23 protein-coding genes are annotated in these 22,287 nt (G+C 47.5%); 11 read left to right on the top strand and 12 right to left on the bottom strand.

Features of this window, described 5'->3' with window-relative positions:
- Window position 1 precedes the first annotated feature (1 nt).
- Both B5D35_RS03140 and bolA read right to left on the bottom strand, forming a co-directional pair.
- Window positions 2–1,342 (bottom strand): Na(+)-translocating NADH-quinone reductase subunit A, encoded by a 1,341-nt coding sequence (locus B5D35_RS03140; RefSeq protein ID WP_078751230.1) that lies wholly within the window; start codon window positions 1,340–1,342, stop codon window positions 2–4.
- 488 nt (window positions 1,343–1,830) lie between these two features.
- The gene (gene bolA, locus B5D35_RS03135; RefSeq protein WP_078751154.1) at window positions 1,831–2,157 is read right to left on the bottom strand and encodes a transcriptional regulator BolA; all 327 of its coding nucleotides are present in this window, start codon (window positions 2,155–2,157) and stop codon (window positions 1,831–1,833) included.
- 124 nt (window positions 2,158–2,281) lie between these two features.
- Between bolA and B5D35_RS03130 the strand changes: the two genes are divergently transcribed.
- From B5D35_RS03130 to B5D35_RS03095, 8 genes are all read left to right on the top strand, one after another.
- Complete coding sequence (locus B5D35_RS03130) at window positions 2,282–3,415, top strand: methyltransferase (RefSeq protein WP_078751153.1); 1,134 nt, start codon at window positions 2,282–2,284, stop codon at window positions 3,413–3,415.
- 27 nt (window positions 3,416–3,442) lie between these two features.
- The gene (locus tag B5D35_RS03125) at window positions 3,443–4,015 is read left to right on the top strand and encodes a YajG family lipoprotein (RefSeq protein ID WP_078751152.1); all 573 of its coding nucleotides are present in this window, start codon (window positions 3,443–3,445) and stop codon (window positions 4,013–4,015) included.
- Complete coding sequence (locus B5D35_RS03120; RefSeq protein ID WP_078751151.1) at window positions 4,016–4,588, top strand: peptidylprolyl isomerase; 573 nt, start codon at window positions 4,016–4,018, stop codon at window positions 4,586–4,588.
- A gap of 14 nt (window positions 4,589–4,602) precedes the next feature.
- Window positions 4,603–4,968: a hypothetical protein gene (locus B5D35_RS03115; RefSeq protein ID WP_078751150.1), complete on the top strand. Its 366-nt coding sequence runs from the start codon at window positions 4,603–4,605 to the stop codon at window positions 4,966–4,968.
- Window positions 4,969–5,017: 49 nt separating this feature from the next.
- Window positions 5,018–6,412: an AmpG family muropeptide MFS transporter gene (locus B5D35_RS03110; RefSeq protein ID WP_078751149.1), complete on the top strand. Its 1,395-nt coding sequence runs from the start codon at window positions 5,018–5,020 to the stop codon at window positions 6,410–6,412.
- A 256-nt stretch (window positions 6,413–6,668) separates the two neighbouring features.
- A complete protein-coding gene (locus tag B5D35_RS03105) occupies window positions 6,669–7,415 on the top strand; it encodes an outer membrane protein OmpK (RefSeq protein ID WP_078751148.1) in 747 nt (248 codons plus the stop codon).
- A gap of 112 nt (window positions 7,416–7,527) precedes the next feature.
- Window positions 7,528–8,418 carry a 2-dehydropantoate 2-reductase gene (locus B5D35_RS03100; RefSeq protein ID WP_078751147.1) on the top strand — a complete coding sequence of 297 codons (891 nt, stop codon included), beginning with the start codon at window positions 7,528–7,530 and terminating at the stop codon, window positions 8,416–8,418.
- A complete protein-coding gene (locus tag B5D35_RS03095) occupies window positions 8,405–9,004 on the top strand; it encodes a DJ-1 family glyoxalase III (RefSeq protein WP_078751146.1) in 600 nt (199 codons plus the stop codon). The genes B5D35_RS03100 and B5D35_RS03095 overlap by 14 nt, the downstream gene beginning before the upstream one ends.
- 68 nt (window positions 9,005–9,072) lie before the next feature.
- Here B5D35_RS03095 and thiI read toward each other — a convergent pair whose 3' ends face one another.
- The 3 genes from thiI to pomA form a co-directional block, all read right to left on the bottom strand.
- Complete coding sequence (thiI, locus tag B5D35_RS03090; protein ID WP_078751145.1) at window positions 9,073–10,521, bottom strand: tRNA uracil 4-sulfurtransferase ThiI; 1,449 nt, start codon at window positions 10,519–10,521, stop codon at window positions 9,073–9,075.
- Between the two features lie 194 nt (window positions 10,522–10,715).
- Window positions 10,716–11,645 carry a flagellar motor protein MotB gene (locus B5D35_RS03085; protein ID WP_078751144.1) on the bottom strand — a complete coding sequence of 310 codons (930 nt, stop codon included), beginning with the start codon at window positions 11,643–11,645 and terminating at the stop codon, window positions 10,716–10,718.
- Window positions 11,646–11,655: 10 nt separating this feature from the next.
- Window positions 11,656–12,417, bottom strand: coding sequence for a flagellar motor protein PomA (gene pomA / locus B5D35_RS03080; RefSeq protein WP_078751143.1), 762 nt, complete (start codon window positions 12,415–12,417; stop codon window positions 11,656–11,658).
- A gap of 408 nt (window positions 12,418–12,825) precedes the next feature.
- On the opposite strand from pomA, the gene xseB reads away from it, so the two are divergent.
- From xseB to dxs, 3 genes are read left to right on the top strand one after another with little or no spacing between them, the layout of a single operon-like run.
- Complete coding sequence (xseB, locus tag B5D35_RS03075; RefSeq protein ID WP_078751142.1) at window positions 12,826–13,071, top strand: exodeoxyribonuclease VII small subunit; 246 nt, start codon at window positions 12,826–12,828, stop codon at window positions 13,069–13,071.
- Window positions 13,064–13,963, top strand: a complete 900-nt coding sequence (gene ispA / locus B5D35_RS03070; protein WP_078751141.1) for a (2E,6E)-farnesyl diphosphate synthase — start codon at window positions 13,064–13,066, stop codon at window positions 13,961–13,963. The genes xseB and ispA overlap by 8 nt, the downstream gene beginning before the upstream one ends.
- Window positions 13,964–13,994: 31 nt before the next feature.
- The gene (dxs, locus tag B5D35_RS03065; RefSeq protein ID WP_078751140.1) at window positions 13,995–15,860 is read left to right on the top strand and encodes a 1-deoxy-D-xylulose-5-phosphate synthase; all 1,866 of its coding nucleotides are present in this window, start codon (window positions 13,995–13,997) and stop codon (window positions 15,858–15,860) included.
- Between the two features lie 75 nt (window positions 15,861–15,935).
- Here dxs and pgpA read toward each other — a convergent pair whose 3' ends face one another.
- From pgpA to B5D35_RS03030, 7 genes are all read right to left on the bottom strand, one after another.
- Entirely contained in the window at window positions 15,936–16,424 is a 489-nt protein-coding gene (gene pgpA, locus B5D35_RS03060) for a phosphatidylglycerophosphatase A (protein ID WP_078751139.1), read from the bottom strand.
- Window positions 16,425–16,430: 6 nt separating this feature from the next.
- Window positions 16,431–17,402: a thiamine-phosphate kinase gene (gene thiL / locus B5D35_RS03055; protein WP_078751138.1), complete on the bottom strand. Its 972-nt coding sequence runs from the start codon at window positions 17,400–17,402 to the stop codon at window positions 16,431–16,433.
- Between the two features lie 72 nt (window positions 17,403–17,474).
- Window positions 17,475–17,948 carry a transcription antitermination factor NusB gene (nusB, locus tag B5D35_RS03050; RefSeq protein WP_170915120.1) on the bottom strand — a complete coding sequence of 158 codons (474 nt, stop codon included), beginning with the start codon at window positions 17,946–17,948 and terminating at the stop codon, window positions 17,475–17,477.
- Window positions 17,942–18,412, bottom strand: coding sequence for a 6,7-dimethyl-8-ribityllumazine synthase (gene ribH, locus B5D35_RS03045; protein ID WP_078751136.1), 471 nt, complete (start codon window positions 18,410–18,412; stop codon window positions 17,942–17,944). Before ribH ends, nusB begins: the two co-directional genes overlap by 7 nt.
- Window positions 18,413–18,575: 163 nt before the next feature.
- A complete protein-coding gene (gene ribBA / locus B5D35_RS03040) occupies window positions 18,576–19,685 on the bottom strand; it encodes a bifunctional 3,4-dihydroxy-2-butanone-4-phosphate synthase/GTP cyclohydrolase II (protein ID WP_078751135.1) in 1,110 nt (369 codons plus the stop codon).
- Window positions 19,686–19,882: 197 nt separating this feature from the next.
- Window positions 19,883–21,391, bottom strand: coding sequence for a Na+/H+ antiporter NhaC family protein (locus B5D35_RS03035; protein WP_078751134.1), 1,509 nt, complete (start codon window positions 21,389–21,391; stop codon window positions 19,883–19,885).
- Window positions 21,392–21,606: 215 nt separating this feature from the next.
- Window positions 21,607–22,278, bottom strand: a complete 672-nt coding sequence (locus tag B5D35_RS03030) for a riboflavin synthase (RefSeq protein ID WP_078751133.1) — start codon at window positions 22,276–22,278, stop codon at window positions 21,607–21,609.
- Window positions 22,279–22,287: the final 9 nt, after the last annotated feature.

The following is a 22,287-nucleotide window of genomic DNA, read 5'->3' as shown; positions in this document are numbered from 1 at the left end:
CTTACCCTTCCTTCTCAATTTGATCTAGGCACTCGCGTAGCATAGGACCAAAATCGTATTTGCCAGGGCAAACAAACGTACACAGAGCAAGATCTTCAGCATCTAGTTCTAGTGCGCCCAATTGCGCCATGCTGTCCAGGTCACCTGCACAGATATCACGAAGCAACAGAGTTGGCTCAATGTCCAATGGCATAACACGCTCATAGCTGCCAATTGGCACCATTGAACGCTCACTACCGTTAGTGGTAGTTGTCATATTGAACAGCTGACCTTTAAAGAACTGGCTAAGGAAAGCACGGGTTACAGAGAACTTGTTTTTGCCTGGAACTATCCAGCCAAACAGTTCTTTCTCACGACCTTCACGCAGAGCACTAACCTGAAGATGGAAGCGACCTAGGTAACCGTGAACACCGCCAGCTTGTGTACCGCTTAGTACCGAGCCAGAAATGAGACGAACTTCACCAGGCATCAACTCTTTGTCAGTCAGTTCAGCAACTGACGCACCAATTTGAGTGCGAATCAGGCGAGGGTTATTTACAACCGGACCGGCCAGAGAGATAACACGATCAGTATAAAGCTCACCCGTCAGGAAAAGCTTACCGAAAGCGATAACATCTTGATAGTTCAGGTGCCATACCTGCACATTCGTGCCTACAGGACGTAGGAAATGGATGTGTGTACCAACCAAACCTGATGGATGCGGACCAGCAAACACATGTTCCTCTACGCTTGACTGCTTGCTGCGCGGCAGGCTTGATTCGCCTTTACACACAAATACTTTGCCGTCAGTCAGACGAGAAACAACATCCAAACCTGCCACAAAAGCGTCTTGCTGCTCATTGATGATCAGCTCAGCGTTTGCTGCCAGTGGATTTGTGTCCATTGCTGTAACAAATACCGCTGCAGGACTTGCGTCTACCGCTGGAGATTTGCTGAATGGGCGAGTACGAAGCGCAGTCCACATACCTGATTCAACAAGTTGCTCTACAACAACTTGTCGCTCCAAGCCTGCAATTTCTGAAGCTTCATATTTATTGAAAGTGACTTGCTCGTCGCCGTCGATCTCGATGACAACAGACTGAAGAACACGCTTAGCACCGCGGTTTATTTCAACCACAGTACCTGCTGCAGGAGCAGTGAATTTAACGCCTGGATTCTTTTTGTCTTCAAAAAGAATCTGACCTTTCTTCACTACATCCCCAACACGAACATGCATCGTTGGACGCATGCCAACGTACTCTTCGCCAAGCAAGGCGACTTTTGTGATGGCTGGGCCATCATTTATCACCTGAGCAGGAGTCCCTGAAATTGGGATATCCAAACCCTTTTTTATTGTAATCATACGCACTTGCACTACATTAACGGGAAAAAATTCTGTTATTGCGCAGTTAATACACGACTTTCCACTGTCTGGCGGGCCAGTTCTCCGGCCTTACCTTCGCAACTTCCTCATCACCAACCCGCAACAACTTGTCACGTAGGGTTAGTATTCAAGCGATGGATTCTACCATCAACCAAAGTCGCTATTCCACGGCAATCACCGTGATACACACTGAATTTTCGGCAACTGGGCAAAGTATCGCCAGTTGTTGGTGATTAATATGAGCAAGTGCACAAATTTACGCGTAAATACCATGTTTCCAAAGTGTTAAAACGGTAACAAAACGTAAAAGTCATCATCCCTATTTCCAAGGATGTTAATACACTAAGAAGGTCTACATTTGCTCAAAATCACTACCCAACAAGCCTCATTTCAGCCTCGCTTGTTAACTGCTCGTTATCGTTTTCGTTTTTATCACCACATTTATTCATGAGTGAAAATGTGGCGTTTTAGTCTTTACTGTCAAACAGAGAACCACCTCGACATGCTGGCGAAACGGGCACATCTCCTTTCGACTCTAACCATTCTTTTTCAGTATAAGTATGGATGGCTAACGCATGAATATCATTTTTTAATTCGTCAGCGAGCGTCGTATTTACCGCACGATGCCTTGCTATTAGCCTAAGTCCATCAAAGTCTGCACTCACTATGGTTACCTTGAAATGGCTTTCGGCCCCTTCTGGAACATTGTGCATATAACTTTCGTTTTTAACTTCTATATGTATAGGCGAAAAAGCGGTGTTTAGTTTTTCTTCAATTCGCTGCTGAATGACCATTACTTCCTCACGTCATGCTTATCTATCTGCAAAATTATCCTTGGTTTCGATCAAGATAATTGCAGTATTCCTCTCATTTGCGACAATATAACGCATTATTCAAAGAGCTTCGCTGACTCCGTCCATGAAAACCACATTAGAAATTTCTGGGATTGCGCTTTCGCTGCGCCGATACCCAATACAGAAAAATGAGACCTTACAAGCATGGGATGCTGCTGACGAGTATCTTATTGAACACCTTGAGAGCATGGAGCTTGCTGAGAATACTCACTTACTCGTGCTAAACGAAGGCTTTGGCGCAATAACGTGTTGGGCGTCGTTGAAGGGAATGCGTGTCACCGTCGTTAACGACTCCTTATTATCGCAGCTAAGCGTTGAACAGAACCTGACTGATAATATGCTCGACGGCAAAAATACCACGCTGCTAACTTCTGTCGATCCCCTGCCATCCGACGTCGACATCGCCATCATGAAATTGCCGAAAAATAATCGGCTACTGATTTGGCAATTGCAGCAGATTTCAACGCTGAAAAACAACAAACTAACCTTGATTACTGGTGCAAAAGCCAAAGACATTCATACGTCTACGCTTAAATTATTTGAAAAACACCTAGGTACAACCACAACCTCATTGGCGAAGAAGAAAGCCCGAATCATCTATACGCAAAAAGAAAAACAGCTAGACCATTTATCTGTAGCGACCACGTCGTTTGATGTGCCTGAATACAAACTATCATTGGCAAACCATGCGAATGTATTCTCTTCTGAGAGCCTCGATATTGCAGCCTATTTGATGTTAGAACACATTCCGCAGTCGAGCGACATCAAGCACATTATTGACTTAGGCTGTGGTAATGGCGTTTTGTCTATCCAAGCTGCTCGCTTGAACCCTCAAGCGTCAATTACTGCGGTAGACGAAAGCCACATGGCAGTAGCCTCAGCAACGTTGAACCTGAAAAACCATGGTATTGATGAAAGTCGTACCCGCTGCCTAGCAAATAACTGTCTGGATAACTTTGAAAACAACACCGCTGATTTGGTGCTTTGTAATCCTCCGTTTCATCAACTCCATGCGGTGACAGACCACATTGCATGGCAGATGTTTTGTGACGCTAGGCGGGTTCTAGAGCCTAAGGGACGTATTGTTGTTATTGGAAACAGACACCTCGGCTATCATGCTAAATTGAAACGTCTTTTTGGCAATGCTCAAGTCATTGCTTCTAACCAAAAGTTTGTTATTGTCGAAGCTCAAAAGTAGCAAGACACTTAAGGGATGCGTTAACACATGAAAAAACTACTGCTAATTACTGGCCTCGTTCTTGGTTTGAGTGCTTGCTCTACACCGAGAGAACCGCAGTTGACGATTGCACCGAATCCGACAATCTCTAACGTACCAATTGCACAAGGCAAATCGCTGTCAGTAGAAAGCCGAGACCTTAGAACGGCTCAGTTTGTTGCCGTTGTCGATAACGGCAGAAAGAATGTGCAGCCTATTCAAGCCACGTCAAATGTACGTGTTGTGTTGGAAAATGCCCTGTCACGCCAGCTAAGCTCTCAAGGTTATAAAGTCGGTACTGACAGCCCAAACAAGGTACGACTCGATCTGTTAGACGCACTGGTAAAAGTTGAGCATTCAATGTTGTCTCACAACATGGTCACCAATGTTCAAATCCAATTGGTTGCTGAAACTGACAACACTAAATTTGTAAAACGTTACTCTGGCAAAGCAACATCAGAGGGCGCAAGCAGCGTTTCTGTAGAAGAAATGGAAGTGGCTTTGAACAGCCTGTTAGAAGCTGTTTTGCAAGACATTGCGCAAGACAAGCAACTCAATACCTTTATGAACGAGAACTTTTAAATGAAATCAATTCTGAAAAGCGCAGTCATCGCCACGTCGATACTGTTTGCTTTACCAGCATTGGCGGCAAACCCAATCGTTGAAGTCGAGACTAACTTAGGTGACTTCAAGTTGGAACTGTTCCCAGAGAAAGCCCCAAAAACTGTAGAAAACTTCCTGAAGTATGTGGACGACGGCAGCTATGTTGGCACGCAATTTCACCGTGTCATACCCGGCTTTGTTGCACAGGGTGGTGGCTATGACAAATCCTTCATGCCAATGCCAAACACCTATGGTGAAGTCGTCAACGAATCAAAAAATGGTCTGAGTAACAGCCGTGGCACGATTGCGATGGCACGTAAACAGCAACCCGATTCTGCAACGCGTCAGTTCTATATTAATCTGCAAAACAACAGTAACTTAGATGGCAGCGCATACAAACACGGCTACACAGTGTTTGGAAAAGTAATCGAAGGGTTTAACACGGTTGAAAAAATGACAACCGTTAAAACTGTCACAATCCCAGAAACCCGCATGCGTGATGTTCCCCAGCAACCTATACTTATTGAGAAAATTATCATCTCCAATAAGTAACAGGTAGTTAGGGAATGCTGGAACTGATCACAAACAATCCCGAACCTAATAATGAACACTTCGCCGAGGAGCATATACGACAATATGCCCCGGCGTTTGCGGCTGATGTTATTCGCTTCATCATTAGACAATCTGACTATGACGAATTAAGAGCATCTAGCCAAAAGCAGTTCAAAGATTGGTGGCAACTTGCCATTCCCGGCGGCACGCCAGAAAACACGTACGAGTCAGTGTACTGGTACCTTCTCTATCTTATCGACGCTCGCCGTGAAGATGAGCTTCGAGGTAACCGCTTTGTGAAACAACGCATCCAAGAATGCGCTTGTTATTTGATCAACAAAGGAAAAATCCCAAACTTCGCGCATGGCATTCGTCCTTGAAGCACGGTAGCATGGTTCTATCATTCAAGCGCAACAGGGACTACAACTCGTGTCCAAAGCCTCCGCTCTCTCTTGGCGAGAAACGTTAGAAAGCTATCTCGACCGCCGACTTTTATGGGTTTTTATGCTCGGGTGTGCCAGTGGCTTCCCGTGGTTACTCATTGGCTCAAACATGTCCGGTTGGCTCAAAGATGCTGGACTTACACGAACTGCCATAGGGTTATTCGGCTCTGTCTTTGTTGTTTATGCGTTCAACTGGGTGTGGGCCCCGTTAATCGATCGAATTAAACTCCCCTATCTACATGCATGGCTGGGACAGCGTCGTAGCTGGATTTTCCTGATGCAAGTAATCATGCTCGCTTGTACGCTAGCAATCACCCAAACCGATCCGTCCTTCAATCTTTGGCTAACGTCAGTGTTAGCGTTATTGATCGCCATCGTATCTGCTACGCAAGACATTGCGATAGATGCTTTCCGTATTGACAGTTTTGAAGAGCATGAGAAATCGAAGATGCCTCAAGCGGCCGCCATGGCTGTGATTGGTTGGTGGACGGGATACAGCCTTCCAGGCTATTTCGCGTTTATCAATGCAGACACGATCGGTTGGAATGGCGTTTATTACGGCATGGCCGGGTTTATTGGTCTTTTGATCCTGTTTACGCTATTTGTCAGAGAGCCAGAGTCGCAACGAGATACCTTGCAGGCCGATGCGGAATCTCGGTACGCAAAACAGCTAAATAAAGGGGAAAGCAGCCTGCTCGTTTGGTTCTCCGTCACCATTGTTGAACCTTTTGCAGAATTCTTCCGCCGCAATGGCGTAAAAGTCGCTATGACGTTGTTATTGTTCGTTTTTCTGTTCAAGATTGGTGAGGCTTTTCTTGGCCGTATGTCGATCGTATTTTACAAAGAAGTCGGATTTAGCAACGAACAGATCGGTTACTATTCCAAGCTTATCGGTTGGGGAGCAACGGTTGCTTTCACCTTATTAGGTAGTGCCATCAACGTTCGCTTTGGGGTTGTAAGAGGACTACTGATTGGCGGCTTAGCCATGGCGGGAAGCAATTTGATGTTCGCACTAATGGCACAAATAGGGCCAAACGAAGACCTATTTCTCGCGACTATCCTCGTAGACAACTTCACCAGTGCATTTGCCACCATCGCATTCGTGACCTTCTTGACGTTCTTAACTGGCCGCGCTTTTTCAGCGACCCAATATGCATTGTTGGCATCCTTGGGTAACCTCAGTCGGACCACGCTTTCGTCATTTAGTGGTTCGCTCGTCGACTGGATTGAACAATTTGAATGGTTGCATCACATCACTTGGCTCAATCCGTGGTCACTGTTCTTTATTTTAACCACCTTGATGGTATTACCCAGCCTCGCCATGATCGTCGGCTTGAGAAAGCACTTTAAACGCCTCTCAGACGCTCAAAGCACCCACTAAAATCTGTTGATCCCGCGACATATGTCGCGGGCCTACCTCATTTCTCCCCATAAAACATTTACGCTCGTCATATTCTGAAACACTTATAGCAAATGTAATCCATTGCAACGAGATCAAGATCACATCTAGCAAACGTTTGCTATTTCATTGCATTTTCTTTTTTGAACTTTCCCCTAGAATGGCGCTCGCAACGGCGGAGGTCCAACCACAACGGTGTCTTTGCCACTCAACCCAGACGATGTAATGAGAACTAAAGATGCGTAAATCTGTAGTAGCACTTAGCATTCTGGCAGCAACTGCTGCTGTACCTGCTCAAGCTGAATATCTGTACGGTTTCGGTAACGTATACACTGACTACCTGACTTGGACCAACGGTACTCAAGGCTTTGATGGTAAAGATGTAAGCGACATGCGTGACGACCACATCACTATCGGTGCTGAAGGTGGCGCAGGCTTCACTTGGGGTGAGATCTACGGTTTCTACGAGTACGAGAAACTGAACAAAGGTTCTGACGAGCGCGGCCAAGCAGCAAAGTTTTCTATCCACTATAAAATTGCTGGCAACGTAACTGCATATGGTCAAATTTACGACCTGGTTGACAACAAGTTCGGTGGTGAGCAAAACCGCGTTCTGGGTCTAGGTTATGTTGGCCTGACTGGCGACAACTACTGGTTCAAGCCTTGGGTTGGTGTTCACGACGCATCTAAAGGCACTGCAAGTGGCCTAAACGGCGGTATGGCTGGTTGGTCAGCAGGTTACAGCTTTGAAATCGCAGGTCAGCCGCTACAACTGGTAAACTGGAACGAAGTAGAATTTGCTCGTTCTGAAGAATACCAAGCACAAGTAGGCACTAAGTCTGCTGGCCTGAACGGTGCAGTGGTTCTGTCTTACGACATCACAGACCGCGTATACACCAGCCTGACTTACCGCTACTTCGCGAACAAGCTTGGTGTTGACGGTTACGGCGACGCAGCGATCTTCCGCATCGGTATGCACCTGTAATCGCAAGGTTATAAAAGAAAAGGCACCTTCTGGTGCCTTTTTTGTTTTTGATTTCCGCCACTTTCGTGATTGATGTTATGCTTTTGGCGAACTATCGATACTGGGAAAATCAATGCGTTTCACCATTGTAGGAGCAGGTGCCGTTGGCTCCTTGTGGGCAATAGCGCTCTATAAAGCAGGGCATCATGTTCACTTCACAACGCGCCAGCCGGACACCCAAGTTACAAGGCACTTCGTTAACATGCCGTCACTCTTATTTTCAGCAAACAACGTTGAAAATATACAAGACAGTGACTGCATCATTGTTTGCGTTAAAGCCTTTCAAATACGTGATGCTATCCATGCCATCAAACCGTACCTTCACCCTGATACGCCAGTCGTGCTAATGCATAATGGTATGGGCTCCGCAGACGTTGCTTTAAACGCGTTGCCAGATAACCCTGTTCTTTTGGCTACAACCTCTCACGGCAGCCTGAAAGTAAGCACAGAGACGATTAGACATACAGGATTCGGCGAAACCCGACTCGGTGGTATAAATGCCAACGGTAAGCAATGTGATTTTTTATCCGATGTTTTTCAACACGCCTTACCTTCCTGTTACTGGGAAGAGGCGATCGAAACTGCACTATGGAAAAAGCTGGCTGTGAACTGCATGATTAACCCCTTGACTGCTACCCTTCAGGTGCAAAATGGCGTTCTCACTCAACCCGAACATCTCACACAACTCACCGCGTTAAGTGAAGAGATCAGTGAAGTGATGATGGCTGAAGGACTCGTGATGACGCCTAAAGAGGTTTTGAATAACGCGCTTACGGTTGCTACTGCAACCGCAGAAAACTATTCTTCGATGAATCGCGATGTCTTCTATCTCCGCTTTTCAGAAATCGATGCAATTACTGGATATCTTATCCATCGAGCAACTATCCATGGTATTGCCGTTCCCGAAAACGAGAGGCTGTATCACGCAATAAAAAAACTGGAGCAATCCTATGACCACACCTAGTGTACTTGTCTGTCTAGCCCCTGGCACAGAAGAAATGGAAGCCGTAACCGTCATTGATATTATGGTACGAGCTGGTTTTAATGTGACGACAGCCAGTGCGGAAGAGAATGGTGAATTGACGCTTACTTGCTCACGTGGCGTTAAACTAATGGCCGATGTACCCTTGGTGAAAGTGGCCGACGAAGAGTTTGACTGCATCGTCCTTCCCGGCGGCGTAGAGGGAGCAACGCATCTCGGTGAAAGTGCATTGGTTGTGGAGATGATCCGCCAACAACAATGCGACCAAAAATGGGTTGCGGCCATTTGCGCAGCACCTGCATTGGTACTGGAGAAAAATGGGCTGTATCCAGAGGCCCATAAAACCTGCCATCCTGCCTTTATTGATCACATAGCAGAAGACAAAAAGAATACTCGCCGCGTATTCACAGAACATGACCACAAGCTGATCACCAGTCAGGGGCCGGGCACGGCACTCGAATTCGCCGTAGAGATTGTTTACATGCTGGCAGGTAAGGAAAAAGCCAAAGAGGTCGTCGATCCTATGGTGGCAATCCCGAGTCTGCATTACGACAAAAAATTTGCCTGAAATTTTTCTCTGCACCCAAATAAAAAAAACGACCATGAGGTCGGTTTTTTTATTTTAAATACTGCCACTTACGGACGGTAAACTTTCACGTTACTGAAACCATTTTCTTGCAGGTAAAGCGCCTGCAGACGGCTCATTACACCGCGATCACAGTACAATAAGTAAGTCTTAGTCTGGTCAAGATCACCAAACTTGGTCGCCAACTTGAAGAACGGGATGTGCACTACATCTGCACCCTCGATCTCCAATGGACAATTGTCTTCTTCTTCCGGGCTACGAATATCCAGTACAACCGCACCGTTAGCAATTTCATCCACCAACTCGACTTCTGGTGCTTTCTCTTTGCTGATTTTTTCGATATCACGGATATCAATGATGCGTGCGTCATACACCACTTTGTCCAGAATATCGAAATTGAACTTCGCTTCTTCTGCTTCTAACTTTTCTTTTTCTGCTTTGATGGTTGGCTTACGAGAGATCACACCACAATATTCTGGCATGGTCTTCGCAAAATCTTCGGTGCCAATTTCACGCGCCAGATTGATGATGTCTTCTTTGTCCCAGTTAATAAGAGGACGCAGAATCAACGAATCAGACACGTTGTCAATCATACGAAGGTTTGTCAGCGTCTGGCTGGAAACCTGACCCAGTGCTTCACCCGTCACCAATGCTTGGATATTGTATTTTTCGGCAATCTTAGATGCTGCGCGCATAAACATACGCTTAAGAACAACGCCCATTTGACCGTCTTCAACGTTCTCTAGGATCTCAGCAACTACTGGTTCAAAATCGATAGAGACAAATTTCACTTTTGCAGAAGAGCCAAACTTCTCCCACAGGTAGTAAGCTGTTTGCTGAACACCGATTTCGTGTGCCGCACCACCGAGATTGAAGAAGCAGTAATGCACCTTACTCCCGCGCTTGATGTGCAGATAGCTAGAAACACCCGAGTCGAAACCACCAGAGATCAAGCTCAACACGTCTTCTTGCGTGCCAAGAGGGAAGCCACCCAGACCTTTAAAGCGTTCGCGAACAACGTTTACGTTTTCTTTGTCCACTTCGAGGTGAACAACGGTATCAGGGTTTTTCAGCTGAACACGCGCTGTCGCTACATCTTGGTTCAAACCACCACCAACATAACGCTCTACATCAATAGACGTAAATTCGTGATTACCACGACGCTTAGCACGTACACAGAACGATTTACCTTCCAACTGATGAGCAACTGTCGCCGTGACGATTTCATAGATATTGTGCAAATCGGTAAATGGCGTTTGTTCAACTTCCAGAACGTGATGAATACCTGGTGTACGAGTCAATACATCCAGTGCCATTTGGCGCTGAGACTCATCTTTTAGCGAAACCTCGATATGATCGCGACGGTTGAAAACCGACGTTGAATCTGATTTTCGCTTAAGAATATTTCGGATGTTAGTTTCCAGAATTTTCGTGAAGCGCTTCCGTACAGATTCACTTTTGACCATCACCTCTGGGTGAATTTTTACGATAAATTTCATAACAGGTTTCGCAACAGCATTAATAAAGGCGCGGATTATACATCAAGCATACTTTATACCCAAGTAACCTGAAGGAGCGGGATCAGAGAGCTTAACAGGCGTCAATGAATTCGTTCGTTCTCTTATGTTGCAGATGCACCCGCGATAAAAAAGGCAGCGTTGATACGCTGCCTTCAATCATCTTGTCTTTGGACTTAATTTTCCTGAATAGGCTCTATTGGATCTGAAGCTGAAATGGAGTCCGACTCTCTTGGTTTGCCTTGCATGATGGCGATTTCAACGCGACGGTTTTTCATCCGATTTGTCGGGGAATCGTTCGGGTATCTCGGCGATGTACCAGCTAGTCCTTCAACACGCATGCGTTCAGCATCAAAGCCTTTCACTTTTTCCATTTCCTGAGCCACTGAGACCGCACGTTGTGCAGATAAATCCCAGTTGGAACGGTATAACTCAGAGTCCAACGGCGTATCGTCAGTATGTCCAGAAATACGAATTTCACCCGGTACGTCTTTCACCAAGTCTGCAATTTGCCTGACCAAAGGCCTGAACTTGGGTTGCAAGAAAGCAGAGCCTGCGGGGAATGACCCGTTCTCTCGAATACGAATAATCAGTTGCTGACCAAGGTTTTCAACTTCCACCGCCCCTTCTTGCACTTCCCTTTCCAGAGCCTGCACAACCATTTGGGCCGTGCTCGACATTTTTTCCGTGTCTTGCTCTTGTTCTTGCATCGACGCGTCTGTTGCGGTTGAGCCTCCGTCTAGCTGCGCGGAATCACGCTGCGATCCACCAGCACGATCTGACTCCCCATCCTGAAAATCGAGCGTACGTTGTGTCATGTCAATGGTCTGTTGCATGATCACTTCGATGGGCGTTGGCTCAGGACGCCCAGGACGAAACTCCTGCGCGATAACACTGGTACCTTTTGGAATATCTTTCACTTCCAAAAGGTTCTGTACACCAAACGCGAATTTCATCGATCCCGCGATCTGCTTAAATTTCAGTACGTCCATCTCAGAAAATGACAACAGGAGTACGAAAAAACACATCAGCAGTGACATCAAATCCGCGAATGTCCCCATCCAAGCAGGTAGCCCGGGGGGGGGACATTTGCATTCTTCATCCATACCCTACTCCTTACCCGTCGACGTCAACTGCGCGTTTTTTCTCGTTGAGATAGTTTTTCAGGTAGCCATCGATAACACGAGGATTCTGTCCATCCTGAATGGCAAGCAGACCATCCATAATCAATCGACGGTTGAGTTTCTCCTGGTCTTTACGAAGGCGTAGTTTTGCCGCGATAGGGATTGCAACCATGTTTGCGAGCATTGCGCCGTATAGCGTTGTAAGCAGTGCTACCGCCATCGCAGGACCGATAGCCTTTGGGTCATCCATGTTTGAAAGCATGGCTACCAGACCAATAAGTGTACCGATCATACCCATCGCAGGGGCCACATCAGCAATCGCACTATAGAACTGTGCGCCGTTGTCGTGTCGCTCTTCTGTCATGGTGATGTCTTTCGCGAGGGTCATTTTAACAACTTCTGCATCATGACCATCCACCAACATGTCGACGCCTTTCTTCATGAAAGTATTTGGTACTTCCATTTCTTCAAGGGCCAGAAAACCCCCTTTACGCGCCGCGTCTGCCATCTCAACGATTTTGGCGATCAAATCTTCAGGATCGTCAGACTTGAACATGAACGCCTTACCTGCGATTTTAAACGCAGCAAAAAATTGTCCCATGGTGTAGTTCATCAAGGTTACGAACAAACTACCACCAAATACGATCAGCAAGGAGGGCGTATCAACAAACATACTGATGGTGCCACCCAGCAACATCGCCATGACGATAAATGCAAAGGCACCTAAGATTCCTATGAGTGTCGCCAGATCCACAGAACGATCCCCTTAAAACGTAGAGCTAAAAATGAGTAAAGATTATCAGGCAGCGCATTGCGCTAACCTAGTTAGCGGCAGCAGAGCAAATTGATTTAGCGCGTCTCCTGAATTTTATACCTAACTCGTCGCAAGATGCAGAATTCATTTACAAGTTGAGACACCATGTGCTGATTTAAGCAAAGATACAAGATTGAGATTGCCATACTGCCGAAATTTCCAGCAGTCACGGTGAATTAATCCTCCCACCCGATAGAAAAGTCCCCAAGTAACGCATAAATCAGCTCAAGCGTTTGACCCCAAAACAGGCCTGAGTTAATTTCTCCGCCATGCTCATTGTTCTGTTATTCGCTGGGTTGCACGTAATGCCTCTTTCAACGCCAACAGAACGCTAAAAGTAGGATTACCATGGCTGCTAAAAAACCCGAGAACATGGCGTTCGAGGAAACGCTTAAAGAGTTAGATACCATTGTTAATGGACTCGAAAATGGCGACCTTCCTTTGGATGCTGCCCTCAAACAGTTTGAACGTGGAATTGCTCTTGCGAGACAAGGGCAGAAAACACTTACCGATGCAGAACAACGCGTAGAAATTCTTCTGGCACAAGATGACAACGCATCTTTGGAACCTTTTGAAGATACGCGTGATGAGTAACCACTCTTTAAAATCAACGATTCAAGCGTATCAGCACCGCAATAATGACCAGCTAACCCGCTGGATTGACAGCCTTGAACACGCTGAGCATTCCCTGGTTCTTGCGATGAAACACGGTGCGCTACTGGGTGGTAAACGCGTTCGACCATTCTTAACGTATGTGACTGGTCAAATGTTCGGTGCTCAAGAGCACGAATTAGACACGCCAGCTGCAGCTGTTGAATGCATTCATGCCTATTCACTTATCCATGATGACTTGCCAGCCATGGACGATGACGCATTGCGTCGGGGCCAACCTACCTGTCACATTGCTTTCAATGAAGCGACCGCTATTCTCGCTGGTGATGCCCTTCAAACCCTTGCGTTTACTATTTTGGCGGAAGGTTATCTTTCTGATGACGCCAATGCATATCGCATTCATATGGTAAAAGAATTGGCATCGGCATCTGGCGCGCAGGGTATGTGCTTAGGTCAAGCGATGGATTTGGCAGCGGAAGGAAAGCTTGTCAACCTCCAAACCCTTGAAACTATTCATCGCAAAAAAACAGGCGCACTAATTCGCTGCGCAGTACGTTTAGGCGCACTGGGTGCGGGTAGCAATGGCATTGAATGGCTACCTCAGCTCGATAAATTCGCCAATGCAATTGGCCTTGCTTTCCAAGTACATGATGACATTTTAGATATTATCAGTGACACTGAAACGCTTGGAAAACCACAAGGTTCAGACCTTGCAGCGGAAAAAAGCACGTACCCAGCATTGCTCGGGCTGGAAGGGGCGAAAGAAAAAGCAGAGCTTCTTTATAAAGAAGCACTACAAGCACTAGACGCAATCCCTTACAATACAGAACAGCTGGAACAATTCGCCCGGTATATTATCGAGCGCAATAACTAAAATTAATCACGTCGCGCCAAAAACAAATTATATGACTCTCGATATCGCTAAATATCCAACGCTCGCTCTGGCGAACACCCCCGACGAACTGCGCTCTCTGCCGCGGGAGGTTCTGCCGACGCTATGTGATGAGCTACGCACGTATCTTCTGAATTCAGTTAGCCATTCGAGTGGCCATTTTGCATCAGGATTAGGCACAGTCGAGCTGACAGTAGCACTGCACTATGTGTACAACACGCCGCTTGATCATCTTATCTGGGATGTGGGCCATCAGGCATACCCACACAAGATTTTGACCGGCCGTCGTGAACAATTACCAACGATCCGCCAAAAAGACGGCTTGCACCCTTTTCCTTGGCGAGAAGAAAGCGAGTATGACGTGCTTTCAGTCGGCCACAGTTCCACGTCAATCAGTGCGGCATTAGGTCTTGCGATAGCGGAAGCCAAAGAAGGCAACGGCAGAAAAGTCGTCAGCGTGATTGGTGATGGTGCGATTACCGCGGGTATGGCATTCGAGGCCATGAATCACGCAGGTGATGTTCACGCTGACATGTTGGTGATCCTCAACGACAACGAGATGTCTATCTCTGAAAACGTCGGTGCATTGAATAATCACCTTGCTCAACTTCTTTCCGGCAATTTCTACACCTCCATCCGTGAAGGCGGCAAGAAAGTGCTATCGGGTGCGCCACCTATCAAAGAGTTGGTACGCCGCGCAGAAGAGCACCTTAAAGGCATGGTGGTCCCCGGAACTCTGTTTGAAGAGCTGGGTTTCAATTATATCGGTCCGGTAGACGGTCACGATGTGGCAGAATTGGTTAAAACCATCAAGAACATGCGTAACCTGAAAGGCCCGCAGTTCCTCCACGTTATGACGAAGAAAGGCAAAGGCTATGCACCTGCGGAGAAAGATCCGATAGGTTATCACGCCGTGCCTAAGTTCAACCCCGCGGAAGATACGTTGCCCAAAGCGGTATCCAAAGGCCCAACTTTCTCAAAAATCTTTGGTGATTGGCTGTGCGATATGGCCGCCGAAGACGACAAACTGATGGCAATCACACCCGCAATGCGTGAAGGTTCGGGCATGGTGAGATTCTCGAAAGAATTCCCAAGCCAGTATTTTGACGTTGCGATTGCAGAACAACACGCCGTGACACTTGCAAGCGGCATGGCCATTGGTGGCTATAATCCAGTCGTTGCAATCTACTCTACGTTCCTGCAGCGCGGCTACGATCAGTTAATCCATGATGTCGCTATCATGGATCTTCCTGTGATGTTTGCTATTGACCGGGGCGGTTTGGTTGGTGCAGACGGTCAAACGCACCAAGGAGCTTTTGATCTCAGCTTTATGCGCTGTATTCCAAACATGCTTATCATGGCACCCAGTGACGAAAACGAATGTCGCCAGATGCTCTACACTGGCCACAAGCACAATGGTCCATCCGCTGTACGTTACCCACGTGGCACGGGTTGTGGCGCCGACATTCAGCAAGAAATGACTGCACTGGAAATCGGAAAAGGGCAGGTTCGTCGTGAAGGTGAAAACGTGGCGATCCTCAGCTTTGGCACCATGCTGCCAGCCGCTTTGGAAGCGGCCGAAGCATTAAATGCGACCGTTGCAGACATGCGCTTTGTAAAACCGCTTGATGAATCACTGATCGATGAACTGGCAGCTAACCACGATGTACTGGTTACAGTGGAAGAAAATGCGATCGCAGGTGGCGCGGGCTCAGGTGTGATTGAATACCTGATGAAAACTCGTCAACCAAAACCCTTACTGCAAATTGGCTTACCTGATTTTTTTGTACACCAAGGTACCCAAGAAGAATTGCACGCGGAACTGGAAATTGATGGCCAAGGTATTGAGGCACAAATCCGCAAATACCTGGCAGACTAATCACTCTATGATTTAAACAAAAACGGCACCATTCGGTGCCGTTTTTGTTTTGTCTGATTCGTTTGACCCAATGGCCTACCACCAACTCAGGTAGTGATGTCCAGCCCAAAGCACAATCATCGACATCAAACCTGCCACGATATCGTCCAGCATAATACCAAGACCACCATGAACCTTTTTGTCGAGCCAACTGATTGGCCATGGCTTTACCATGTCAAAAAAGCGGAAAATCACGAAGCCCGCAAGAACAGTCTGCCACTCCATAACTGGCACCAGCAACATGGTGATCCAAAAACCAACAAACTCATCCCAGACAATACTGCCATGGTCGTGAACCCCCATGTCTTCTGAGGTGCGACCACACAGATATATACCAACAGCGGCACCAACAATAATGGCAACTGGAAGCAGCGTCGGCGATAGCGCCACGATAAGGAGATAAAACGGCACCGCTGCCAACGTTCCCATCGTTCCAGGTACGATAGGGGAAAGGCCAGAGCCAAATCCTGTAGCCAAAAGGTGAATAGGGTTGGACAAACGTATTTTACTGATCGGATTATTCATACTTCTTTACTCCGAAAAATGGTCCCAGCCGGACAGCGTCCAATCGACTGGCTTTTGCTCCCACAGTACCTGCAGACCATCACCATGACGAATTTGCCCAATACAGGTTACCGGTGTATTGGTATGCGCGAGTGCAGTGTCCAATGCGCCACGGTGTGACTCTGGCACAGTAAAGCAAAGCTCATACTCTTCACCACTGCATAACGCCATTCGCGCAGCGTTTTCCGCCGTTCCCGCATATGCCACAAGCTCTTTTGACATCGGCAAGTTTTCAGCATTAATCACGGCACTCACCTGACTGGCTTTGAGGATGTGTTTAAGATCTGCCACCAAGCCATCAGAGATATCGAGCGCTGATGATACCAAATCACGAAGCACTTGCCCGGCCAATACTCGCGGGGTGGAATAGTAATGGCGGTTAAGCAGGGTATTTTCCACCTCTGACGAAGGCTGATTTCCTTTCAAAATCACATCTAGGCCAGCGGCGCTGTCGCCAAGGTTTCCTGTGACATAAAGCCAATCACCGGCTTTTGCCCCGTCGCGGCGGATCGCTTTACCTTCTGGAATGAAGCCCTGCAGGGTAATGGTAATACTGAGCGGGCCTTTGGTGGTGTCTCCTCCAACCAACTGCACCTGAAAGTACTCTGCAAGCTTATAAAAACCGTCACAAAACCCTTTAAGCCATGCTTCATCCGGTGACGGCAATGTGAGAGCGAGAGAACACCAAGCAGGAATCGCCCCCATTGCTGCGAGATCGCTTAAGTTTGATGCCAAGGCTTTATGTGCCACTTTGACAGGGTCGGCTTCAGGCAAGAAGTGATTACCCGCGACAAGTGTGTCTGTTGTTACAACCAATTGGCTGTTTGCCGGCACAGAGATGATTGCTGCATCGTCGCCAATCCCCAACTCCACGTCTTTGCGCGACACAGGCTGCGTTTTGAAATAATGGTTGATCAGGTCAAATTCATTGCCAGCCATTGTTTCCATCCAAGCTAAATTTGATAAGAAAAAGGCCAGCGAGGCTGGCCTTAAAATCTGTGAAGATTTCTATTATTTCTTTCTTAGGGTCGGTACTGCTTTATCAAGCACACCGTTCACGAACTTGTGACTGTCTTCCGCGCCAAAACGCTTCGCCAGTTCAATCGCCTCGTTGATTACCACTTTGAAAGGCACGTCCTCGCGCTTGCACATTTCATACATCGCCAGACGTAGAAGAGCGTGTTCCATTTCATCCAGATCTTGGATTGGACGAGACAGGTAAGGACGCATTTTGCTGTCCAGTTCCTGATGGTTCAGAACCACACCCGCGAACAAGTCACGGAAGTAATCTACGTCAGTTTCTGGCTGGCGCAAACGTGGCTCTTCTGCTTGATGCTCTTCTTCTTCGTAGTTATCTGCAGAAAGGAATTGCGCTTCGATATCAGCAACATTGCCTTTAGTCAGTTGCCACGAGTAAATGGCTTGTAGTGCAAAATGACGCGCGTTGCGTCGTGCGGCTGGTTTCACGGTAACCCCCGTTAGGATTCGATTTGGGACAGTACGTTTACCATTTCAAGCGCGCTCAGTGCAGCCTCTGCCCCTTTATTACCAGCCTTGGTTCCCGCGCGTTCAATGGCTTGTTCGATGGTATCTACAGTCAGAACACCAAAAGCAACCGGAGTATCAAACTCCAGAGCAACTTGTGCCAGACCTTTGTTACATTCTCCAGCCACATAGTCAAAGTGTGGAGTACCGCCTCGGATCACTGATCCCAGAGCGATAATAGCGTCGTAACGTCCGCTTTTTGCAACATGTTGTGCAACCAATGGCAACTCGTAAGCACCAGGGCAACGTACTACAGTGATATTGTCTTCACTTACCTGACCCGTACGCTTCAGTGCGTCAATGGCACCATCCAGCAAGCTTTCATTAATGAAGCTGTTGAAGCGGGAGATAACAATTGCAACTTTCGCGTTAGGTGCGGCAAGTGCACCTTCGATTACCTTCATGGGCCTTCCTGTGACTTTTTATCCGGATTGAGAAAACCGCCGGATTCTATCACACTTTTCTGCAAATCATCCAGCGGTTATACCTGTAAACTAAGCGCGTATTCTGGCGCAAGTTCCGATAAAAAAACGCAGCAATAGCTGCGTTTTAGACCGATAGCGACAATTAGTCGCAAACGTATTCAACAACTTTCAAGCCAAACCCTGACAAAGCGTGATAACGCTTGCTGGTTGAAGACAGCAAGCGCATATCCGTCACGCCCAAATCCGCCAAGATTTGAGAACCCACACCAACACGACGACTCGTACCCTGCCACTTCGCAGACGCGGGTTTCTCGCCTTTGTCCTGTGCTTCGAACGTTCTTACTTTATTGATGATAGAGGCCGAGGACTCTTCTTTGCCAAGAATAACTAACACACCGCCATCAGCGTTGATGCGTTTCATTGCATCGGTCAACGTCCAGCTTCGCGCTGCTGAGCGGTCAGAATGCAGTAAATCCGTAAAGGTGTCTTGAAGATGTACACGCACCAAGGTTGGCTGGTTGTTCACTTCGCCTTTTCGCAGCGCATAGTGCACTTGATTATCGATAGTGTCACGGTAGGTGATCAGGTCAAACTCACCAAACTCGGTCGGCAGTTTACACTCTGCCACGCGCTCGATGGTCGTTTCATTGTTATTGCGGTATTCAATCAGATCCGCAATAGTGCCCAGTTTGATACCGTGCTTTTCACCGAACACTTCAAGATCGGGGCGACGCGCCATGGTGCCATCTTCGTTAAGTATTTCAACGATAACACCAGCAGGCGAAAAACCTGCTAAACGGGCTAAATCACAACCCGCTTCCGTATGACCGGCGCGAGTAAGCACCCCACCATCTTGCGCCATCAAAGGGAAGATATGACCCGGTTGAACCAAATCAGCCGCGACTGCATTAGGTGCAACTGCAGCTTCAACAGTACGTGCTCTGTCAGCCGCAGAAATACCGGTTGTCACCCCTTCTGCCGCTTCGATGGAAACAGTAAAAGCGGTAGAAAACTGTGCGTTGTTATCACGAACCATCAATGGCAAGCCGAGTCGTTGGCAGCGCTCTTTCGTCATTGTTAGACAGATTAAGCCTCGTCCATGCGTCGCCATAAAATTAATGGCTTCCGGCGAAACTTTCTCGGCGGCGATAATCAAATCACCCTCGTTTTCACGGTCTTCGTCATCCATCAAGATGACCATTCTGCCTTGACGAATATCTTCAATGATTTCTGCTGCGCTGCTGATCGGCATGGTGCTATCCCTATAACGTCTTTTGCGATTGTTCTATCGTCTAGCGGTGTACTCTCATGACCACCCACAAGAACCTGCGGCTATTTTTAGCCAGATATCTCTCTATCACAAGCTTCATCACCACATTCTCTTCAAAGGTGTGAAGTGGAAAAACCACGATGATGCGCTTTCAAAAGCCAGGGCGAGCCCGATGTTAACTAAACCTTCGGAAGTGTTTTTACTGCTATTGCTTTGGCATCTTTGTATCGAAACCATCCCTGCAACACACTCAATAAAACGCAGAGTGCGACAATCGCAATGAGCCAACTTTCCAGTTTACTCATCCCTATGTTTAGCATTTGGAAACCCACCAACGCACTGAGTGCCACCGTCAGTGCAAATGGCAATTGTGTGAGTACATGCGCCCTTGGTTCACACCCACTGGACGTGGCACTTAACACGCTGGTGTCTGATATGGGCGAACAGTGGTCCCCAAACACCGATCCAGCAACGACAGCACTCAACGCAGGAAGCAACAGTTCAGGTGAAACATGGCCTGTAATTTCTGCGCCAATGGGGATCATAATGGCAAAAGTTCCCCAACTCGATCCCGTGGCAAACGCCATGGTGGCACATAACAAAAACAACCCTGACACCAAAAACGACGGATTCAAATGCGCTTCGGCCCACGTCGCAAGTATGGCTGCAATTTGGAGGTCTTTGATAACGGCACCAATCATCCAAGTGCAAAGCAGAATCCCGATTGCGAGCCTCATGCTGATCACGCCGTGGTACAAGTCTGATAGCAAGGTCGGCACACGCCTTCCTGATTTCAGCATCATCAACAGTGACATCACTACCGCCAGCAACGCTGCATTTCGCATCGCCGTACCAATGTCAGCCGCAGCCAACCAAGCTGCAAGGCCGGATTGGTGAGTGTGGGTTGCACCAGAATATAGCGTGAGACCGACCGAGGCAGACAACAGCGTTACCATTGGCACCAGTAACAGCCAAGGGTTACCTTTGCCAATCTCTGGAGACGGAACCGTGGTCTGGACTGGAACGGCGGCATCGAACCCAAAACCTTTCCACGCCACAAAAACTGATACGCCGATGGTCAGAATGGCGTAAAAATTGGTTTGCGCTAGTTCAAAGAAAGCAGCCACAGGAGGCATAGGAAGAAAAGAGACACCAGCCAGCAAAGAAAGTAGGTAGGGTCCCCAACTTGAAAACAGCAACAAGGCACATAGCGGTGACGCATTGGAATCGACAAAGTAAGCCAACTGCTCACGACGCATTTGGTAGCGATCACTCAATGGCTGACAAACGTTGCCAACCGCTAGACAGCTAAAGATACCGTCGATAAACACCAGCCAACCGAGAAGGATAGTCACCAGCCGTGCATGACGCTGAGAGCGAACATAGCTATAAAGCCAATCACCAAATGCCATAACAGCACCACCTCTGGCGAGAAGTTGGGTCATCACACCCAGCAGGACCATGGTCGCGATAACATCAAGATGCCAGCCTTGCCACTCCCCCTGCTTATAGAATTGGGACGTTGCGATATCCGCCAAATAGCTTAGTGATGCTATCGGCTGAAAGTGACTCAACACCAATGCGCCAGCAATGATCCCAGCCCCTAACGCCACCAGCGTATGACGCAATACCAACGCCAATACAATGGTCAAAATCAAAGGAATAAATGCCAGCAAACTCGCATCCATAAAGTGTCTCTCCACCATCACGGACAGTACATAGCCCGTGAGAAAAGGTGCCTTGTAGGTAAAGCGATTACACTCACTCAATAATCACAGTGAGTTGAAATGATAGTTGGATATAAGTTAGAAGAAAATACTAGAGAAGTGATCACAATTCCCCAGACTAACGTTAACGTTGCGCCATTCTGGGGGAACTGTTTATTTGCTAGCGGATAATCGTCTTAGCGCAGAGAGCCAAGGAAGCCGGATTCGGCAAGCTTTTCCATGGTTAAACCACTTTTGCCCGCTTGATGTGCAGCGCGGTCACCCATCATCAGTCTTTCCAGGTAGCGGGCAATCACATCCACTTCCAGATTCACCTGATGACCAACCTTAAAATCTTCGATCGTTGTTTCAAGTGCGGTATGAGGCACGATGGTTAACTTAAAACGGTTACCGTCAACATCGTTGATCGTCAGGCTGATTCCATCAACGGTCACTGACCCTTTTTCTGCCAAGTACTTGGCCAGATTCGCGGGGGCTTCAAGCCAAAATTCAATGGCTCGGCCTGTCTGCGAACGCGAAACCACCGTTACGACACCGTCTACGTGACCCGAGACCATGTGACCACCAAAACGTGTGGTCGGCAACATGGCTTTTTCTAGGTTCACCTTCTGGCCCGCCTGATAATGAGTAAACGCAGTGCGTTTTAGCGTTTCCGTTGAAAGGTCTGCCACATAACCGTTACCTGTCAACGCAACCACGGTCAAACACACACCGTTGGTCGCAATACTGTCTCCCAGCTTCACATCCGCCAGATCCAGTTTTCCACTTTCTACGGTCAGCGCGATGTCATTACCTTTAGGGGTGATTTTCTGAATACGGCCAACTGCTTCAATAATTCCTGTAAACATACTTATTCG

This window comes from Enterovibrio nigricans DSM 22720, from assembly GCF_900167155.1.
In the GTDB taxonomy this organism is placed as follows: domain Bacteria; phylum Pseudomonadota; class Gammaproteobacteria; order Enterobacterales; family Vibrionaceae; genus Enterovibrio; species Enterovibrio nigricans.
The sequence above is the reverse complement of the archived record's forward strand: the minus strand, read 5'-3'. Positions and strand labels throughout refer to the sequence as shown.

Excerpts from the sequence above, each read along its gene's own strand:
- B5D35_RS03140 (WP_078751230.1), bottom strand. The coding sequence starts at position 1,342 with ATGATTACAATAAAAAAGGGTTTGGATATCCCAATTTCAGGGACTCCT.
- bolA (WP_078751154.1), bottom strand. The coding sequence starts at position 2,157 with ATGGTCATTCAGCAGCGAATTGAAGAAAAACTAAACACCGCTTTTTCG.
- B5D35_RS03130 (WP_078751153.1), top strand. The coding sequence starts at position 2,282 with ATGAAAACCACATTAGAAATTTCTGGGATTGCGCTTTCGCTGCGCCGA.
- B5D35_RS03125 (WP_078751152.1), top strand. The coding sequence starts at position 3,443 with ATGAAAAAACTACTGCTAATTACTGGCCTCGTTCTTGGTTTGAGTGCT.
- B5D35_RS03120 (WP_078751151.1), top strand. The coding sequence starts at position 4,016 with ATGAAATCAATTCTGAAAAGCGCAGTCATCGCCACGTCGATACTGTTT.
- B5D35_RS03115 (WP_078751150.1), top strand. The coding sequence starts at position 4,603 with ATGCTGGAACTGATCACAAACAATCCCGAACCTAATAATGAACACTTC.
- B5D35_RS03105 (WP_078751148.1), top strand. The coding sequence starts at position 6,669 with ATGCGTAAATCTGTAGTAGCACTTAGCATTCTGGCAGCAACTGCTGCT.
- B5D35_RS03100 (WP_078751147.1), top strand. The coding sequence starts at position 7,528 with ATGCGTTTCACCATTGTAGGAGCAGGTGCCGTTGGCTCCTTGTGGGCA.
- B5D35_RS03095 (WP_078751146.1), top strand. The coding sequence starts at position 8,405 with ATGACCACACCTAGTGTACTTGTCTGTCTAGCCCCTGGCACAGAAGAA.
- thiI (WP_078751145.1), bottom strand. The coding sequence starts at position 10,521 with ATGAAATTTATCGTAAAAATTCACCCAGAGGTGATGGTCAAAAGTGAA.
- B5D35_RS03085 (WP_078751144.1), bottom strand. The coding sequence starts at position 11,645 with ATGGATGAAGAATGCAAATGTCCCCCCCCCGGGCTACCTGCTTGGATG.
- xseB (WP_078751142.1), top strand. The coding sequence starts at position 12,826 with ATGGCTGCTAAAAAACCCGAGAACATGGCGTTCGAGGAAACGCTTAAA.
- ispA (WP_078751141.1), top strand. The coding sequence starts at position 13,064 with ATGAGTAACCACTCTTTAAAATCAACGATTCAAGCGTATCAGCACCGC.
- dxs (WP_078751140.1), top strand. The coding sequence starts at position 13,995 with ATGACTCTCGATATCGCTAAATATCCAACGCTCGCTCTGGCGAACACC.
- pgpA (WP_078751139.1), bottom strand. The coding sequence starts at position 16,424 with ATGAATAATCCGATCAGTAAAATACGTTTGTCCAACCCTATTCACCTT.
- thiL (WP_078751138.1), bottom strand. The coding sequence starts at position 17,402 with ATGGCTGGCAATGAATTTGACCTGATCAACCATTATTTCAAAACGCAG.
- ribH (WP_078751136.1), bottom strand. The coding sequence starts at position 18,412 with ATGAAGGTAATCGAAGGTGCACTTGCCGCACCTAACGCGAAAGTTGCA.
- ribBA (WP_078751135.1), bottom strand. The coding sequence starts at position 19,685 with ATGCCGATCAGCAGCGCAGCAGAAATCATTGAAGATATTCGTCAAGGC.
- B5D35_RS03035 (WP_078751134.1), bottom strand. The coding sequence starts at position 21,391 with ATGGATGCGAGTTTGCTGGCATTTATTCCTTTGATTTTGACCATTGTA.
- B5D35_RS03030 (WP_078751133.1), bottom strand. The coding sequence starts at position 22,278 with ATGTTTACAGGAATTATTGAAGCAGTTGGCCGTATTCAGAAAATCACC.